Source organism: Haloferax profundi, assembly GCF_001469865.1.
GTDB lineage: Archaea > Halobacteriota > Halobacteria > Halobacteriales > Haloferacaceae > Haloferax > Haloferax profundi.
In genome coordinates this window covers 1-392 of sequence record NZ_LOPV01000053.1, presented here as the reverse complement: position 1 = coordinate 392, position 392 = coordinate 1, and the positions used below count along the sequence as shown (strand labels likewise).

Annotated in this window: 1 pseudogene; it reads right to left on the bottom strand. The window is 54.3% G+C overall.

The features are described from left to right. Positions 1–346: pseudogene (locus AUR66_RS22460) on the bottom strand (hypothetical protein); the annotation flags it as partial. Positions 347–392 lie beyond the last annotated feature (46 nt).

Sequence of the window (392 nt, the reverse complement as noted above, 5' to 3'; positions counted from 1 at the left end):
ACTCGTTGCCATCATCCGCTTTCGAGTAGGATCCAATCTCGGTCGCCCGCTCAACATTGTAGGCGACGAGTGCAAGTCGGTCACCTTCGATGATATCTCCGAGGGCGGCTTCGGCCGTTGAGGGCGCCGGTTCCTCGGTAGGCTCGTCAGCCTCCTTTGAGCCTCCGTCAGAGCTGGAGCCATCACCGGACCCACCATCGCCCCCATCACTGCTACCAGACTCGCCATCGACCAGCTCAGGTTCATTTACATCGTCTGAAGAACTACAACCTGCCAGAGTAATTCCACCCGCGACTGAGACGAACGTAGTGAGGTACTTTCTGCGGTTTATTATTTCTTGAGACACTCTCGTGTCTCGGCCCAAATGTTCATTTTTACCCATCATTCGTTAA